Origin of the sequence: Cellulosimicrobium protaetiae, from assembly GCF_009708005.2 — a bacterium.
In the GTDB taxonomy this organism is placed as follows: Bacteria; Actinomycetota; Actinomycetes; order Actinomycetales; family Cellulomonadaceae; genus Cellulosimicrobium; species Cellulosimicrobium protaetiae.
The window spans coordinates 3,598,694-3,615,956 of record NZ_CP052757.1; the positions used below are offsets into that span (position 1 = coordinate 3,598,694).

Sequence of the window (17,263 nt, forward strand, 5' to 3'; positions counted from 1 at the left end):
GGCGCCGGGACGTTCTCAGCCAGTCGTCCGGAGGTTCTGGCTCTGCCGGTACTCCAGCGCTTCGGGCAGCTCGGTGAACTGCAGCACGTCGCCCGCGAGGTCCCGGAGCTGGACGAGCGCGTCGTGGGGAGTCGCGTAGAAGAACTCGCGCCGCAGGTTCACCCGGTTGACCCGCTTCTCCGCCAGACGACGATGCATCTCGGCTTCGATACCGACCGCGTCGTCGGAGAAGAAGAGCGCGTGGACGTCGAACCCGAACGGCACGGACGCGTCACCGAGCTCTCGGACACGGTCCATCGGTTCGAGCCGACGCGTCATGCCGATCTTGATCATCCCCTCGCCGAAGGCCCCGAGGTTCGAGATCACGTACACGTAGCCCGCGCGCTGGTTCGCGGCCCGATAGTCGACGTCCTCGATCGCACGATCGACGTCGGCGAGCTGGGCCTCGTACCGGGCGACGGCCTCCAGGTCGCCCTTCGCCCTGAGGGTCTCCACGACGTTCGCGAGGTGGTTCTTCTCCTTCTCGAGCTTCTCGCGCGCTCGCGCGATCTCCTGCTCGACCTTGCGCTGCTCGCGCAGGGCCTCGCGTGCGGCGCGGTTCGCTTCCTTCTCCTCCTCGACCTTCGCGAGATAGTCAGCGGTGAGGCCGAGCTCGAAGACTCGCGCGTCGTGGTATCGATCCGAGACGTGGATCGACATCATGCTGCCGAGCCGAGCGATGGTCGCTTTCGTCTTCTCGAGCTTGTCGACACTGGCAGCCAAGCGGTGCGGCTTCAGGCCACGGACGAGAGCGTCTGCCTCTCCGTTGTAGGCACGCAGCATGAGCTTGGAGATCTGCGACACCATCTTGCGCCCCTGCGCCTCGGATCCGTTCACCGTCCATCCAGCGGCGGACTCGATGGCTCCGCCATCCACCTTCGCCATGTCCTTGAGGTGACCGCGCAGCGTGGCGAGTCGCTCCTTGTACGCCTCGACGTTCTCCAGGGGGTGCTGGTACTCGTAGACCCCCACCTCCTGGAGGATCTCCGTCTCCTCGAGGTGGACGACCGTCACCTCGAGCTCGCGGATACGCAAGTCGAGCGCCTCCCGCCGCGAGGTGAGGCCGGCGATCTCCGCTGCGAACCGCTCGCGCGACGCCTGCCGCTCCGCGTCGAGCGCAGCCGTCTCGTCCTGGAACCGGCGCCGTGCGTCCTCCCGCTCGCGCTCGATCGTCACCGCATCCAGGGCACCGACCCGGTGGAGCTCCGCGAGCAACCGCTCGTTCTCCGCACGCAGCCCGTCGGCCGACGCCGCGAGCTCCCGCGCCCGTCGCCTCGCACCGAACAGCGGGATCCCCGGGTCCCCCGCGGGCTGCCCGGTCGCGGTGCTCGACGGCACGGCGGGCGGCACGGCCACGGGGCTGGACGGAGCGGGCGCGGTGGTCGGTACAGGCTCCGGTGCGATCGGCACCCAGAACTGCCAGCCGGGCGGTGGCTGCGGCCAGTCCCCCGGCGGTGTCCATCCGTCGGGCGGCACCCACCCTTCCGGCGGCGCCGGCCAGCTCGGTGGTGAGTTCCATCGATACCCCTGCGTGCTCATGCGTTCTCCTTACACCGTTGTGCTTCTACGTACGATCGTTCGCGCCGTGCATGGACGCGCATCTCCCACACCAACGCTCGGTGGCCGCGGAGCGCTCGCCGGTATCGACGCAGCGCGGCCACGCCCTGCCAGACGAGCACCCCGGGAACCGCGAGGGCCGCGACGATCACGGCCACCGAGAACACCATCGCCAGAGCGAGCCCTCGCACTACGCCACCTGGGGCAACTACTGAGTGCTCGACGACCGAGCCGATCGCTAGAGCAAGAGGATCCAGCAGCGTCGGTGCAAGAATCGCGAGCCCGACGATCCACCAGCGGAAGGTGCCGCGGGCGGGGTCGGCACCGGCCTGCCTGAGGTCCTTGGTACGCCCACGGTGCTCAGCGAAACGGAGGCTGCCGACGACCAGAGACCCGAGCACAACGATCCCGAAGAACGCCACACCGAGCGGGAAGTACAGGTCCTCGACATCCGCCACGGCAGTGATCCCGAGAACAGCCATCAACGCGAACCCCGTGGCGGTAGTGATCGCCTCGACGCGATCAGAGCGCTGCCCGGGCGCGGAGCGGTTCACGGGCGGGGTACGCCAGCGCCACGACCGCTGCGTCGCGCCAGCGATAGGGAGCAACAGCAGGAGGCAGACGACGACGGCACCCACCACGGGGGAGGCTAACCAGGAGCCGATGCGGTCGTCGAGCAGCTGCGCCCCGGACGCGAGCCATCCTCGACGCTGAGCGAGAGCGACGGCTGTGGGGAGACCGAGCACCAGCGGGACGACGAGGACCCAGCCTCCCAGACGACCACCTCGCGCCAGCTCGGGGAGCAAGTGATCCCGGACTTCGAGAACAACCAGAAGTCCCACCATGACGACCGACACGACAGCGACCCACTGACCGGCGAGGTCGACCAGCGGTGTGCGGATCCCGACGAGTGCCCACACCATGACGGCGCCCACGACCGCCGCGGCGCTTCCGAGCCCGATCAGCGTCGCGGCTCGGATCCCGACCCGCTGGAGCGTCGTCGACAACGTGATGCGCAGACTGACCGCCACCGACCGTACTTCCTCGATCCCGCACTGCCTGCGCCACGCAACGAGCAGCGCCGGGATGCTCGGCGCGGTCATCGACGCGTCCGCCAAGCGCTTCCGCGCTCGGGCGTCGAACATCTCGGAGCGGTAGTCCACCTCGCCGATCGCGGTCGGGGTGGGCTCCTTCCCCTGCAGCCGCAAGCCGAGGGCGATCAGCTGCTTGCGTCGTTCCTCGGCATCCGGCACGGTCTCGTGCTCGCGGAGCTCGCGACTCATCGACGTTGCCCAGGCCTCGTCGACAGGATCCCCCGGTACCCAGCAGAAGCGCTCCGCCAGAACCAGACGGAGCAGCTCCTGCCGACGCGCACCGCTCTCCGGCACCCGGTACAGCCCGCCCAGCGTCCCCACCGTGACCACAGCTCCGGCGACCGCCGCCATGCCGAGCGCCAGGCACACGATCTCGACCAGCATGTTCCTCCCCCTGGCAGAACAACAGACCTTTCTGGCTTACCGGCGGCGGCTCCCCAACGTCGGGAGGCCGCCGCGGGACTCGCGGGCGCGGTAGAGCGTGTCGTCGAGGTCCTCGCCGGCCGGGCCCTCGTCGAGGTCGAGGATCGCGCTCTCGCGGAACCGGGCCTCACGACGCTCGAGATAGGTCGGGCGGTCCTCGTCCGTCTCGTCCCGGGCACGACGGCGCGGCGTCTCAGCCAGGGCGTCCGGGTCCGGCCCGCTCGGGCTCGCGGCGGTCGGGGCTGCCCCGTTCCGGGTAGGCGTGCCCGACGGCGCAGCATCCGTCCGCGCGGCACCTCGCCGCGCAGTGCGGCGCTGGCCGTGGCAGACGGCGGTGCTGCTCGCGTCCAGGTGTGGCGGCCACGACCCGTCCGGGTTCGCGGCGAGCGCGCGACCGCACGCCGGGCACCCCCGGCGTGGGGCCGACGAAGGCATGGGCGTGCTCGATTCCGGCGACCGGTGCGGCACCGTCACAGCCCTGCCATCTCGGCCGCCTCGCGCACCCGGAGCTTCCCCAACATGAGCTGCGGCAGCAGCGTGTCGCGCAGATCTCTGAGCGTCCGGCTCTCGCGCGCCAGGCTCCCGATGTGTTCCCGGAGCGCCTGAGCCTCTGCACCGAAGCTTCGCACTTCCGTGTCATCGAGGATCGGAATGCTGGCGCGAGCGAAGGCTTCCGGCTTGACTGCGGGGTAGGCACTCCCCTCCGCGGCGCCCTCAAGGTGCTCGGTGAATGACGAGCGACGTAGCGCCTCGTACAGGTACCCCCACGGCAATCCACTAGCCCTGATGACGGCAAGTCCCGTCGACGCGACGAGATCAGGATCCTCGTCGAGGATCAGCGCGTGAGACCTGCGATTCGGACGAACCGTCGACCAGATCACATCGCCGACGGCGACTCCGCGCCTCGCACGGCTCGGAGCGGACTCCCATGGCTGCAACTCGGGCCATTCCATTGACCCCACGCCAACCGAGGCGATGTCGATGTATCGAAGATGACCCTCAACAATCGGGGAGCGCTTCTCGGGGTTGATGAGGGCAACCTCCGACAGCGATACGGACTCGCCGTCCCATTGCTTGAGCAACGCTTCCAGTCGATTCGCCAAGCACTTATCGACCGTAGTGGCGAGGCGGATGTTGGCCGCGATCTTGTCGTCAAGCGCTCGAAGTACGTCGGCGATCTCGCCCTGCATCCGTCGGGACGGGACACAGACGTGCACAGCCTTGGCATCGGGGTAGTACATCGTCGCGTGAACCGAGCCGTACGCGACCCGTTGGACGCTGGCCTGTTCCCCCATCAGCAGGTAGTGCAGGTACCGATTGTCCAATTCGGGGCCACACACCCAGTTGACGAAATCTTGGCTGGTCGCCATCGGAACGCCCATCGTCACGACATAGCCCACTGACGCAGTGCGCGAGAGACAGACCGTCCCCGCCGGAAGCAGTCGCGCTGACGAGTTGTCAAGGCCAAGCTGCGAGATGTGCTGCAGCGTGTCGGCGATGGTCAGCCCATGATTTCCGGTCGCATCGCGCACCCCGATCCACGGGATTCCTCCGTCCCAGTACTCAGGCTTCGATCTGCTCGGTGTGTGTCCGCTCTCGAGCCGAGCCAGTTCCGAAAGCGGCCGCCAGGCGAAGCCGTCCGGTGCGAGGTGACCCGGATTGCCGATGCTGAACGCGAACTTGCCGGGGATGACGGCGGTCGTCGCTTCTCGCCCCCCGGTCCTCGTCTCCCTAGCCATCGATCCGGCCCAGCTGCTCGCGGACGACCTGCTCAAGACGGCTCGACTCCTCGAACTGCTCGAAGAGCTCCTTCGTCAGCCTCGCGATCTTCTCCTCGACGGGTTCGCCGTCGTCTTCGACCTCGGCGGCGCCGACATAGCGGCCCGGCGTCAGGGCATAGTCGGCATCCTTGATCTCGGCGAGGCTGGCTGAGTAGGCGAAGCCGGGGACGTCCTCGTACTCCAGCCCGGCGGCGACGGCCGACTTCGTCCCGCGCCAGGCGTGGAACGTGCCGGCGATCTTTGCGATGTCGTCGTCGGACAGCGCGCGCTCGGCGCGGTCGACCATGTGGCCGAGGTTGCGGGCGTCGAGGAAGAGCACCTGACCGGTGCGGTCCACGGACCCGCGCGAGCCCGCCGTCTTGTCCTTGGCGAAGAACCACACGCACACGGGGATCCCGGTGGACCGGAAGAGCTGCGTGGGCAGCGCGACCATGCAGGACACGAGGTCGGCCTCGACGAGCTGGGCGCGGATCTCGCCCTCTCCGCCGGAGTTGGAGGACATAGAGCCATTGGCCATCACGACGCCGGCGGACCCACCGGGCGCGAGCTTGGACAGGATGTGCTGGATCCAGCCGTAGTTGGCGTTCCCGGCGGGCGGGACGCCGTAGCGCCAGCGGGCGTCGTCGGTGGTGCGGGCCCAGTCCTTGATGTTGAAGGGCGGGTTGGCCATGACGTAGTCCATCTGCACGTCGGGGTGCAGGTCGCGCGCGAACGTGTCGCCCCAGCGCGAGCCGAGCTGGCCGGTGAGGCCGTGCACGGCGAGGTTCATCTTCGCCATGCGCCAGGTGCGCTCGTTGAGCTCCTGCCCGTACACGGAGATCGCCTGCGGGTCGGCGCCGTGGCGCTCGAGGAACTTCTCGGCCTGGACGAACATGCCACCGGACCCGCACGCCGGGTCGTACACGCGGCCGGAGTACGGCTCGAGCATCTCGACGAGCACGCGCACCACGCCGGGGGGCGTGTAGAACTCGCCGCCGCGCTTGCCCTCGGCGGCGGCGAACTTCGCGAGGAAGTACTCGTAGACCTCGCCGAGCACGTCGCGCGCCCGGATCGCGCCGACGCCGGTGAACCGCGCCGAGCTGAACAGGTCCACGAGCTCGCCGAGGCGGCGCTGGTCCACGCTGTTCGAGTTGAAGATCGTCGGGAGCGTCGCGGCGAGCGCGGGGTTCGACCCCATGATGTGCACCATCGCGTCGTCGACGAGCTCGCCGATCGTCGCACCGGGCTCCTCGGGCGTGGCCGTACGCCCCTTGGCGTGCTGCGCGAGGTAGCCCCAGCGCGACCGCGTCGGGACCCAGAACACACCCGCGCCGCGGTACTCGTCCTGGTCCTCCAGCAGGGGCTGCGCATCCTCCTCGCTCAGGCCGTCCGCGACGCACTCGGCGAGGATCGCGCCACGCCGCTCCTCGAACGCGTCGGACACGTACTTGAGGAACACGAGCCCCAGGACCACGTCCTTGTACTGGCTCGCGTCCATGGAGCCGCGGAGCTTGTCCGCGGCCTTCCACAGCGTGTCCTTGAGCTCCTTCATGGTGGTCGCCGTGCTCGGCGTCGCCACCGCCTGCTTCGTCCTCGGGGGCACTTCTGCTCGCTTCCTCGAATGGTCCTCATGAACAGCCCTGCTCACGAGCCGGGCTCATCCTTGCGCATACGTACGACACCGGTCGTGACGCCGTCGACCAGCACCCGCTCCAGCTCCTCGAGCCGCGCCAGCTCGGTACGGACCGCGGCGCGGCGTGCACGCACCCGCGCGAGCGCCGCGACGACGTCGTCCGCCTGGTCGGCCGGGACGAGCCGCACGTCCCAGGACCGCCAGCGGGTCCCCCGGGCCTGCGCCGCGACGTCGCGCGCGAGCACCTCGGGCGCGAGCAGCACCCCGGGCCCGACGGCGCCCGGCCGCTCCCCCGGACCGCGCGCCCGCAGGCGCAGCACCCGGGCAGGGAAGGCGACCACGGAGAAGCCCGCGGTGTCGACGATCGCGGCGGGGCGCGGCGTCGTGCAGAACACGACGTCGCCCGGCTCGGTGAGACGCCCCGCCGGATACCGGGCGGCGAACCCGAGCCGGTCGACGACACGCGCCCCGACCTCCACGTCGCCGAGCAGCTCGGGAACGCCGAGGACCCGCGACTCACCCGCCGGGTCGTCGCCCGGCGCGCGCACGTCGGCGTCGTCGAGCCGGTTGCCCGGGACCCGACGCACGACGCCGCCCTCGACCACGCTGCCCAGCCGCACCCGGCGCGCCGGCTCGGCGTCACCGCGCTCGATCTTGACGCCGAGCGCAGGCCGCGAGTCGCCGTCGATGCCGTCGACGAGCTCGACGGCGCGCGACACCGCGGCGCCTCCGTCGTCGCGCGCGACCGGCTCGACCGGGCGCGCGACCTCCACCAGGCTCCCCCGAGACGCGAGCAGCTCGCGGGTGCGCACGAACCGGGAGTACCGGAAGGCGTGCCGCGCGACGTCGTCCGACGTACCGAGCGCCGCGACGACGTCGGTCACGAGATCCTCGACCACCCCTCGGGGCAGGGTGCCGCGGACGGGCGAGACCCCCGAGAGGTCGGCCACGGTCATCCAGCGCTCCGCGATGTCGAGGCCAGGGTCGCCGTCCCCCAGGATCCACAGCGCGAGGCGCTCCCGCGAACGCTCGACGAGCAGACCGGCAGGCAGGAGGACCGCCGCGCGCAGGCGGTTCGTGCGCAGCAGGGCCGAGCGCGCCGACTCCGCGTCGGGTGACGACGACCCGTCGATCAGCGCGCTGGCCGGCCCGATCACGAGCGCGTACTGCCCGTCGGCGAGGCCGAGCACGAGGTCGTCGACGAGGTCGAGGACGGCGACGTCGTCCAGCGCACCGAAGCCGACCGACGGGACCTGGGTCACCACGAGCGGGAGCTCGTGAGGCCCGGGAGCTCGGGCGACGGACTCGCCCTCCAGGGGCCGCACCGACCAGCCGTGCGCGCCGAGCCGGCGGCGGACGAGGCGGTGGGCGTCGCCCGTCGGCACGTGGGCCGTCGGGGACTCGACGACCTCGCCGCGGCCGAGGACGGCGGCCAGGATGTCCCCGCAACCCGGGTACGGGTCGGCGACGGCGCGCTCCACCGTCACCCCCGACGCCGCGTGGTCGCCCCCGACGGCACCCGCCAGGTCCGCGACGAGCGCGAGCGCGGCGGGTGCGAGCGCCGACCGGGAGAGCTCGTCACGACCCGCGCGGAACCGGTCCGCGAGCAGCGCCTCCACCGCGGCACCGGGCGTGTACGCCGACCCGGCTGCGAGGTCCGCGAGCGCTGCGAACCGGTCGAGGTGATCCCCGAGCGCCTCGACCTCCGCGTAGAGGGCGTCGTCGTCCGGGTCGAGCTCGTCCGCCAGGTCGAGGACGTCGTCCACGTCGAGGGACCCGAGGGGCTCGGACACGTAGGCCTTGAGGCGCAGGAGCGCGGTGAGTCCGGCGAAGGCGACGTCGCGGTCCGGGCCGGACGCGTCGTCGAGCACCGCCCGCAGCGCGACGTCCGCACGGAACGCGCGGTTGTTGCCGAGGCCGCTCGCCTCGACCCAGTCCGCCACGTCCGACGCGCGGAACAGCAGCGCCTCGGAGCGCGACCGTCCCGGGACGACGACCGCCCGTCGAACCGGCGCGGGGAACGGCGTGGGGCCGGTGGCGTGGCGCCGGCGCCAGACCGAGACCACCGGACGTCGGACATGGGCGAGCTCGGCGACGTCGGCGAGCGTGAGGCGCAGGTCCGCGAGCAGCGGCGACGACACGGGGATCGCAGGAGAAACCGTCACTGTGCACACCTCCTCGGGTCGTGTTCGTCGTCGTGACCCCGACCCTATCGGGATTCAGCGCCGTGCCAGTCACGACTGCGATAAGCCCTCTTATCGACTCTCGCGTCGACCGGGAGCCTGCGAATCGAGAACGCTCCTCCATGACCGGTCACAGCGGCCGGCGCAGGGCGAAGGAGCTCGCATGACCCCGATCAGCCACGTGAGGTGCCGGTGCGGGTCCGTGTACCCCCTCCACGAGGGACGCGGCCTGTGCCCGCACTGCGTGTCCCTCACCCCGCCCGCCGACCGAGCCGCCGCCGAGCCGGACGTCGACGACGACTGAGCTCCGGCACCCCCGTCTCGTCGCCCCTGCACCCCGCACCCCGCACCGCTAGGAGACCACCATGCCGTTCATCCGCTCCGTCCGGGTCGCGCACCCGGGCGCCACCAACGAGCACGTCGTCGAGGTCCGCTACTCGACCACCACGACCGGTCCGCTCCGCGCCGGGACTCGCGAGGCCGTGCACGCCGCCATCCGCCGCGGCGAGCGCTTCCGCACGTTCGACGAGCGCACGCACAACCAGGCCGACGTCGTCGCCCGCGTCAGCTCGCGCGGGACCCGCTACATCGCGACCGTCGCGAACGGACGCGAGACCGACAACCTCCTGCACCTCCCCCGCCACTGAACGCACCCCGACCCACCGAAGCCGCACCGAACCGAAGGAGCACCATGTCCCCGTACACCCAGCCCCTGTCCGTGCCCCCGCTGCGCGGCGCCCGCGCCGTCGCAGCGGCCCTCTCCCTCGTCGGGTCGCTCACCGCGTGCGGTCTCGCGGCGCCGGTCGCCCCGGAGGTGACCCCGACCGCGTCGTCGACCTCGACCGAGCCGGCCGAGACCGAGCCCACGCTGACCGGTACGTATCAGGAGGGCTACGACCTCGGGTACGAGCACGGGTCGACGACGGGCGCGCGTGCCGGTACCACCTTCCTCGCCGAGCGGACCGAGCAGTTCAACGACGGCTACGAGGCCGGGTACTCCACGGGCAAGGACGAGGCCGAGGCCGCGAACCAGAACCCCGTGACGTCGTTCGGCACGCCCATGGAGTGGGAGGACGGTCTCACGCTCACGGTCACCAACGACGGCTACTTCACCCCGAGCGAGTGGGCGGCGGTCGGGGACTTCCCCACCTATCTCAGCTTCACGTTCACCGTCACCAACGGGACGGCCACCACCTGGTCCTCGTCGGGGTACACGCAGGTCACGAGCGGGGGCGTCGCGGGCGACGAGGTGTACGACTCCGACCAGGGCTACGGCGGCGCACCCACGGCCCCGGTGCTCGCGGGGCAGTCGATCACCTGGAAGCAGGGATTCGGTGTCACGGACCCGGCGGACCTCACGATGAACGTGTCGCTCGACTGGGACCACGTCGACGTCGTCTACACGACGGTCGAGGACGCCTGGACCTTCTAGTCCAGCGCCGTCATCAGATCGTGAGGTGATTTCACCCGGTCGGGCGGCATGTCCTGCTTGCGGAAGATGCGATCATTCGGCGGCACCACCACGTACTCCCGGTGCCGCGCGACACGTACGAAAGGCACCACCATGGCGGAGCAGGAGCTCGGCGGATTCTGGACCCTGATCTGGCCCGACTGGAGCGCGGTGGGCGACGGGGGTGTCCACGCCGCCGCCCCGGTCCTCGTCGTCCTCATCTGGATCGTCGCCGCGATCGCGTGCGGCTTCGCGTGGGCCCAGGCTCGTCGGGCGAGGAGCTTGGCAGACGAGACCGACGCCCTGCTGGAGGGCGTGACCACCGACACCCTGTGGGAGCACCGGGCGGAGGTCCTCCGTCGGTCGGCCACGGCATCGCCCGAGGTCGCCGACGCGTGGCGCGAGTTCGACGAGACGCTCGTCTCCGTGACCGACGAGCGCAAGGTGTGGAACACCGTCGAGGCGGAGCAGCTCTTCAACGCCTCACGGTTCGCGCCGCGGCTCCTCCACAACCGGTTCCTTGACGCGGCACCGGCCGCACTCACCACCCTCGGCCTGCTCGGCACGTTCCTCGGCCTCACGGTGGGACTCCGGGGGCTGGACCTCGACGGCGACTCCGACACGCTCACCACGGGCATCCAGACCCTCGTCGCCGGAGCCGGCGTGGGCTTCACCGCATCGTTGTGGGGAGTCGGGACCAGCCTCCTCGTGAACGTCCTGACGAAGTACTGGGAACGGCGTGCGGTCCGACGCATCGAACGGCTCCAGTCGCGGATCGACGCCCTCTTCACGCTCCGCTCGCCGGAGCAGTCCCTCATCGACATCGCCCGGTCCACGCGCGAGTCACAGGAGTCGCTCACCGAGCTGCACCAGAAGATCGGCGACAAGCTCCAGGAAGCTCTCGTCGGGGTCGCGGAGCAGACGCGCGATGCCGTCACCCAGTCGATGGAGAACGCGCTCGCCCCCGTGATGCAGGACCTCGCGTCGAAGGCGGCGAACCAGTCCGCGGAGGTCTTCGAGAAGGTCTCGGAGCAGCTGACGTCGTCGTTCCACGCGATCGGCACCTCCCTCGCCGAGGGGCTCACCCAGTCGTCGGAGTCCATGCGCTCGACGCTCGAGTACATGGCGGAGAAGCTTGCGCAGCAGGCCGACCAGTACCGCGAGCAGATGGCCGAGCTGCAGGCGGCGACCGCTCGGCAGGTCGAGCTCCTGGAGCAGTCGCTCCCGCGCGTCGTCGAGAGCGTGCAGGAGGCCACGACGCGTCTCGAGACCGGGTCCGAGCGGCTCGAGACCGCCGCGAAGCACCTCGCCGTCACGTCCGACCGCTTCGAGACGGTGAGCGAGAAGTTCGGCGACGTCCTCGCGGACAGCGCCGAGGCGTTCGAGGAGATGAGCGCCAAGAACACCGGCGCCGCGAACGTGCTCGAGAGCCTCTCCGGGCAGATGGTGGAGCTCACCACGACGACCGTCGCCGCGAGCGCCACGCTCGAAGCGTCCGCAGAGACCCTGCACCAGGGGTTCGGGACCCTGCGCGCGCAGCAGAACGAGTTCCTCGTCGACCTCGAACGGACGCTCGCGTCGCACTCGGAGGTCATCGCCACCTGGCTCAACACCTACTCCGACGAGGTGAGCAAGCACACCGGCCGCCGGATGGAGGAGTGGAACCGGCACACCGAGAGCTTCACCACGACGATGCTGACCGCGGTGCAGGCGATGTCGTACGCCGTCGACGAGCTGAACGAGTCGGTCGAGCAGCGCCGCGGACCGGAACCTGAGGCGGAGGCCGCGTGAGGCGACTCCTCCACCGTGGCCGGAGCGCCGAGGCCACGGAGGACTCGGTGTGGATCTCCTTCTCCGACCTCATGACGTCGCTGCTCACCATCTTCATGCTGGCGGCGGTCGTGCTCGTGCTCTCGCTCACCCAGAAGCAGGAGGCGCTCGCCACGGAGCAGGAGCGCGCAGAGGCGCAGCAGCAGGCGTTCGACCAGACGCTCGGATCGCTCAGCGAGGCCGAGACGGTCCGTGCGCAGATGCTCGTCGAGATCCGGGACGCCCTCGCCGCGCAAGGAATCGAGGTGACGGTCAGCGCGGACAACTCCGTCCTGAGCATCCCGACCTCCCTGCTGGGCTTCGAGGCGGGCTCGTACGAGATCCGGCCGCAGCACCAGCAGCTCGCCCTCACGATCGGCGACACCATCGCCGAGGTCCTCTCGCGCGACGACCGCTACACGTACCTCGACACCGTGTTCGTGGAAGGGCACACCGACAACACGCCCTTCCCCGGGCTCGAGGGCTCGGGGAACTGGGGCCTGTCGACCTTCCGTGCCATCTCGCTGTGGCGGTTGTGGGACGAACGGCTCGCCCCCGAGCGCCAGCTCGACTCGCTGCAGCGCGAGGACGGTCGCACCCTCTTCTCGGTCGCCGGCTACGGCGAGAGCCGACCGGCGACCGCCACCCAGCTGACCGACGACGAGCGTGCCGCCAACCGGCGCATCGACGTGCGGTTCACGGAGAAGCGGCTCAGCGCCGAGGATCTCGCCGCAATCCTCGACGCGCAGATCTCGCTCAGGGCCGGGGACGGCACGTGATCTCGCTGCTGCCGCTCCCCCCGGTCCAGGTCGACCTCCCCCCGTGGGAGGGCGAGAGCGTCAGCCGCTGGCGCGCTCTCGAGTCCCGGGCGGCCCACCTGGCGGCCCGTGCGGGTACCGGACCACGGTTCGACGCACTCCTCGCGGAAGCCCGCCGGATGCTCGAGAGCGAGCACCCCGACGTCGCGAGGCGGATGCTCACCGACCGGCGATTCGCTCGTGCCGTCGCGACCGTCTGGGCGGACTCCCCGGCACTCGCGGCACGCACCATGTCCGCCCAGCTGGTCGGAGCACTGCGCCCGACGCCGCACCGACGCCCGTCGCGCCTGACGGTCGTGATCGCGACGAAGCTCCTGCTCGGGCACTTCGACGAGCTCGACACGTGGCGCCCCGGACTCTTCGCCGAGCTGACGGCGACCGTCCGCGCGATGGTGGCGGCATCCGTCGTCGGCCGCACCGACACGGTCGAGACGCTCCGCACCCAGGGGGCGTTCCTGCTGGACCCGCAGGGCCCGCGCACCCTCGCGCGTCACCTGCTCTCGACCGGTACCAGCCCGCACGCGTGGTTCCGCACCTACGGGCTCGCGATGGCCGTCGACACCCGGTACTTCCACCTCGTACGCGACGCTGTCTACCTCGTGCAGATCGAGGACGCCGACCCGACGGTCACAGGCCACCCGGTCCTCACGGAGGTCCGTGACGAGGTCGTCGCCCGGCAGCGGTCCGCGACGCCTACGTCGGACCCCGGCAGTGCGCGCCGCTTCGGTCACGACGTGCTGACGGCGCTCCTCCTCAAGGACGTCCGACGCCCGGCGCCCGACTGGCTCGAGACCGTCACCGCCATCGCGGGCGACCCGCGGCACAGGCAGACCGAACGCTGGGCGCTGTGGTGGCGCCCGCTCGACCAGCGGTTGCTCGACCGCGCCGTGCGCTGGATGAGCACCGCCGACCTCCGAGCGTTCCTCGACGCGGTCGAGGACTACGGACGTTCTCGCGGCAAGACCGACCTGACGCGCATGATCGCCCCCCGCCGGATCTTCCTCGACGGACTCTACGAGGCCGACCGCATCGTCGAGACCCGGCTCGTGCTCGGGGCGGACGTGAGCCGACGCGTCGCAGGGCCCGCCGGGCTGTCGCAGTACGACGCGGCGCGCTACTCGGAGACCGGGGGCAACGACAAGGCGATCATCATCGTCGACTGCGGTGACTTCACGCTGGTCGAGGGGTCGCACAACTTCAAGCTCTACGTCTTCGCCGGTCGACCGGTGGCCCGCCTCATGAACCGGTCGGAACGCCACTTCACGCTCGACGACTTCCGCGACCGGGTCCCCCGAGAGCACGAGCGACTCCACGGTCCGGAGAGATGGACCATGATCAGCCACCAGGGACTCTGGCAGCGCGAGGCGTTCAACTTCCTGCGCTACCTCGGGGTCCGCGTCGAGGAGCGAACACTCGTGGACGAACGCACCTACCTCACGATCCAGCGACGCCGCGCCTCCGAGGGATGGTACTGATGGGTCTGCTCGACCGCCTGCGCCGACGCCCGCTCGTCCCGGACGACGTCTTCGCGCCGATGCCGGGGTTCCGCGTCGCGTTCGACGAGGAGACCCGATTCACGGCGGAGCTCGACGTCATTCGGCTCATGCGCGACGGCCTCGCCCAGCGGAGCGCCCAGGAGCAGTTCATCGTGCTCGACATGCTCGCCGAGGAGGGTCGCGCGACCCCGGTCGCCGAGGGCTTCGTCGTCCCCGCGGACGTGGTGGCGCAGATGGACGACGACGAGTCGACGATCCTCGGTCTGCCGCCACGCTTCTCCGGTGAGATCCGCACGGCTCCGCACAAGTGGACGTCCAGCCCGGAATTCCGTGTCGACGTCGTCGTCCGCACGGGCACGCACCCTGAGCCTTACGAGCGGCGAGGCCCCGCCATCTCGGTGGGCGGTTCCCTCTCCCGCCTGAGCCCACCGGCGCTCCAAGCGCTACGTTCCCTCGAGGCGCACGCAGCGCTGTCGCCCCCGCGTCGCACGGACGCCCGCAACGTCCAGCTCGTCGCAGAGCTGCAGGACGCACGGAACCGGGCGACGTCGTCCACGGGAACGGCCGACCACGACACGACTCTGGCGCTCGGTCTCGGCCCGCTGGACAAGTTCTCGACCACCGTCCCCCGCGGCGTCGGACTGACGGTCGAGCAGCAGCAGGACGGCTCCCTCACCGTCACTCCCGACCTCGGCCCCACGCTCGACCCGGACGACGTGAGACGCAGGCTGGGCCAGCTGCCGCGCGACGAGGCCGAGGCGGGGGTCCTCCGGGTCGGCGACCAGCTCGTGCTGCTCGACCGCGAGCGTCTCGCGGGCGTGCAGGAGGTGCTGCGGCGACCACGGATCGCACCGGAGCAGGTCCAGCAGTTCTTCGACGCCCCGGGGGCGTTCTACGACCCGGAGGTCGTCGACGTCGAGGTGCACCTCGGGGTTCGCGTCCTCGGTCTGGGCGTCATCGCACCCGTCTCGTTCACGGAGGCTGCGGAACGAGGGATCGGATGGTTCGACGACGTCCGAACGACGACCCCGCCCGAGGTCCTCCGCGAACGACCGACGTCGGTCGCGGAGCACCGCGACCTGACCGCCACGATCGAGCAGGCCTGGGAACGAGGCGAGACGGTCGTCCCGCTCGACGACGCGGTCGTCGACGTGAGCGATCGTGACCGCGTCACGGAGGCGCTCGACGCGGCTCGTGAGCGCCTCGGGCGGCTGGGAGCCACCGCCGACAACGCGCCGGCGACCTCCGAGGCGACCGCAGAGGACACGTCGCACGGGCCGCGGGTCACGGTCGGCATGCACATCGCCGACCTCGCCGGGGGGCCCGACCAGTTGCGGCTCACTGCTGAGAGGGCACGGCCCACCCGTCCTGTGGACTACGCGTCGCTCGCGCTGGACCCCTACCCGCACCAGCGCTCAGGCATCGAGTGGATGACCGCGCTCATGCAGGCGGCGGCGAGCTCCGACCAGGACGCTCCCCACCGTGTCCGCGGCGCCGTCCTCGCCGACGACATGGGGCTCGGCAAGACCTTCATGACCCTCGTGGCGCTCCGCGAGCTGATCGAGTCGGTGCGCGCAGGCGGGCGCGAACCCGGTCCGGTGCTCGCCGTCATGCCGGTCGCTCTCCTGGACAACTGGCTCGCCGAGATCGAGAAGGCGTTCGGGACGAGCACCGGACCGTTCAGCGAGGTCGTGCCGCTCCAGGGCGAGGGACTCGGCCTCTTCCGGATCCGCGGACGAGGTCGGGAGACCGCGGCGGGGCTCGACGACCTCGACGCACGAGGGATGGTGCGAGAGGACCGACTCGCCGACCTCGTCTCGTTGCGGGTCGGGGACGCCTGGGGTGACGCACGCCTCGACCGTCCGGGAACCCTCGTCCTCACGACCTACGAGGCCCTCCGCCGCCACCAGGTCTCGCTCGGCCTGGTCGAGTGGGAGGCGGTGGTCCTCGACGAGGCGCAGAACGTGAAGAACCCCGAGACGCTCAGCTCGCGCGCGGCCAAGGCGCTCAAGACCCGCTTCTTGCTCGCCGCGACCGGTACGCCGGTCGAGAACTCGCTGCTCGACTTCTGGAACCTGGTCGACACGGCTCAGCCCGGTCTGCTCGGGTCGTGGGCGCAGTTCCGCGACGACTGGGAGACCCCGATGCACGCAGCGTCCGGAGAGGAGCACGCGCGACTGGGCAAGGCGCTGCGGGACGAGGTCGGGCCGTTCATGCTCCGTCGGATCAAGGAGGACCACCTCCCCGGGCTCCCGCCCAAGCACGTGCACTCCTTGCGACGGGCGATGCCGACTGCGCAGCGTCAGGCCTACGACGATGTCCTTGCCGGCTATCGGGCACGCAAGGGCGTCAAGGGGGCTGCGCTCGCGACGCTGCACGCGCTCTCCGAGGTCAGCCTTCACCCGTGGCTCCGCACGAGTGCCGCCGACGTCCGCGACGTCCGTGCGGTGGACGAGTCCGCGCGGACTCTCACGACCGTGCGCGAGATCCTCGACGAGATCCGCGGACGCGACGAGAAGGCGATCGTGTTCTGCCGTACCAAGGCGATGCAGCGCGTGCTCGCCGGATGGCTCGGCGAGCTCTACGGGCTGCGCGTCGACGTGGTCAACGGCGACACCGCGGCGACGGGTGCCACGCACGGGAGGCTCGCGCGCATCCGCGCGTTCGAGGCGCGTCAGGGGTTCAACGTCATCGTGCTCTCGCCCCTCGCCGTCGGCGTCGGTCTCACCGTCGTGGGAGCGAACCACGCGATCCATCTGGAGCGGCACTGGAACCCCGCGAAGGAAGCACAGGCGACGGACCGGGTGTACCGGATCGGGCAGAAGCGCGACGTGCACGTCTACTACCCGATCGCCACGCACCCGGACGTCGACTCCTTCGACGTCAACCTCGACAACCTGCTGCGCAGCAAGACCACGCTGCGCGACGCCGTCGTCGTGCCGGAAGCGTCGCCGGACGAGGTCATGCGTGCGATGGGACTCGTCTGAGCAGGAGCACTTCG

At 70.7% G+C, this 17,263-nt stretch carries 13 protein-coding genes; 7 read left to right on the forward strand and 6 right to left on the reverse strand.

The genetic code is table 11. The annotated features are described in order from the left end of the window. Positions 1-15 precede the first annotated feature (15 nt). The 6 genes from FIC82_RS21105 to FIC82_RS15555 form a co-directional block, all read right to left on the reverse strand. A complete protein-coding gene (locus FIC82_RS21105) occupies positions 16-1,578 on the reverse strand; it encodes an SNIPE associated domain-containing protein (RefSeq protein ID WP_154799104.1) in 1,563 nt (520 codons plus the stop codon). Then, a complete protein-coding gene (locus FIC82_RS15535) occupies positions 1,575-3,074 on the reverse strand; it encodes a hypothetical protein (RefSeq protein ID WP_154799105.1) in 1,500 nt (499 codons plus the stop codon). Before FIC82_RS15535 ends, FIC82_RS21105 begins: the two co-directional genes overlap by 4 nt. A 36-nt stretch (positions 3,075-3,110) precedes the next feature. Next, complete coding sequence (locus tag FIC82_RS15540) at positions 3,111-3,548, reverse strand: hypothetical protein (protein ID WP_154799106.1); 438 nt, start codon at positions 3,546-3,548, stop codon at positions 3,111-3,113. A 35-nt stretch (positions 3,549-3,583) separates the two neighbouring features. Then, on the reverse strand, positions 3,584-4,852 hold the full coding sequence (locus tag FIC82_RS15545; RefSeq protein ID WP_154799107.1) for a restriction endonuclease subunit S: 1,269 nt from the start codon (positions 4,850-4,852) through the stop codon (positions 3,584-3,586). Beyond that, positions 4,845-6,425, reverse strand: a complete 1,581-nt coding sequence (locus FIC82_RS15550; protein WP_154800393.1) for a class I SAM-dependent DNA methyltransferase — start codon at positions 6,423-6,425, stop codon at positions 4,845-4,847. Before FIC82_RS15550 ends, FIC82_RS15545 begins: the two co-directional genes overlap by 8 nt. 92 nt (positions 6,426-6,517) lie before the next feature. Beyond that, the gene (locus FIC82_RS15555) at positions 6,518-8,671 is read right to left on the reverse strand and encodes a hypothetical protein (protein ID WP_154799108.1); all 2,154 of its coding nucleotides are present in this window, start codon (positions 8,669-8,671) and stop codon (positions 6,518-6,520) included. A 181-nt stretch (positions 8,672-8,852) separates the two neighbouring features. On the opposite strand from FIC82_RS15555, the gene FIC82_RS15560 reads away from it, so the two are divergent. From FIC82_RS15560 to FIC82_RS15590, 7 genes are all read left to right on the forward strand, one after another. After that, positions 8,853-8,993, forward strand: coding sequence for a hypothetical protein (locus FIC82_RS15560; RefSeq protein ID WP_154799109.1), 141 nt, complete (start codon positions 8,853-8,855; stop codon positions 8,991-8,993). 61 nt (positions 8,994-9,054) lie between these two features. Beyond that, complete coding sequence (locus tag FIC82_RS15565) at positions 9,055-9,336, forward strand: DUF3892 domain-containing protein (protein ID WP_154799110.1); 282 nt, start codon at positions 9,055-9,057, stop codon at positions 9,334-9,336. Positions 9,337-9,380: 44 nt separating this feature from the next. Beyond that, positions 9,381-10,121, forward strand: a complete 741-nt coding sequence (locus FIC82_RS15570) for a FliH/SctL family protein (protein WP_154799111.1) — start codon at positions 9,381-9,383, stop codon at positions 10,119-10,121. 132 nt (positions 10,122-10,253) lie between these two features. Then, complete coding sequence (gene zorA, locus FIC82_RS15575; protein ID WP_168731967.1) at positions 10,254-11,930, forward strand: anti-phage ZorAB system protein ZorA; 1,677 nt, start codon at positions 10,254-10,256, stop codon at positions 11,928-11,930. Further along, positions 11,927-12,727: an OmpA/MotB family protein gene (locus FIC82_RS15580; protein ID WP_216609918.1), complete on the forward strand. Its 801-nt coding sequence runs from the start codon at positions 11,927-11,929 to the stop codon at positions 12,725-12,727. The genes zorA and FIC82_RS15580 overlap by 4 nt, the downstream gene beginning before the upstream one ends. After that, on the forward strand, positions 12,724-14,241 hold the full coding sequence (locus FIC82_RS15585) for an EH signature domain-containing protein (protein ID WP_154799113.1): 1,518 nt from the start codon (positions 12,724-12,726) through the stop codon (positions 14,239-14,241). Before FIC82_RS15580 ends, FIC82_RS15585 begins: the two co-directional genes overlap by 4 nt. After that, entirely contained in the window at positions 14,241-17,249 is a 3,009-nt protein-coding gene (locus tag FIC82_RS15590) for a DEAD/DEAH box helicase (RefSeq protein ID WP_168731968.1), read from the forward strand. Before FIC82_RS15585 ends, FIC82_RS15590 begins: the two co-directional genes overlap by 1 nt. The last annotated feature ends 14 nt before the right edge of the window (positions 17,250-17,263 follow it).